Origin of the sequence: Bremerella sp. JC817, from assembly GCF_040718835.1 — a bacterium.
Lineage (GTDB): Bacteria > Planctomycetota > Planctomycetia > Pirellulales > Pirellulaceae > Bremerella.
The window spans coordinates 1-336 of sequence record NZ_JBFEFG010000043.1; the positions used below are offsets into that span (position 1 = coordinate 1).

At 63.7% G+C, this 336-nt stretch carries 1 protein-coding gene; it reads right to left on the reverse strand.

Annotated elements, in window-relative coordinates:
* Nucleotides 1–336: site-2 protease family protein (locus AB1L30_RS00215; RefSeq protein ID WP_367011349.1), on the reverse strand; the 336-nt coding region annotated here is incomplete at both ends.

Consider the following 336-nt stretch of genomic DNA (forward strand, 5'->3'; position numbering starts at 1 on the left):
CGGGAACCCGATGGAGAAGGTCTTGACGTAGACGCCGTTCCACTTCGCCAGGAGGAAGTGGCCCAGCTCGTGCCAGAAGATGACGAAGGAGATGCCCAGGATCGCCTTGATGACGGCCGAGACGCGGCTCTCGCCCCCCCGGAACCGGAGCCACTCGTCCACCGTGTAGAGCAGGCGGTCGACGTATTCGAGCACCCGGGCGAAGAAGTCCATGATGAAGCGGAACAGGTCGCCGAAGATGTTCACCCGGATCACCCGCCAGGTGCGGACGAGGTAATCGGAGGTGATCTCCTCCATGTCCCGGCCGACCCGCAGGTTCAAGACCAGCCCGAACGC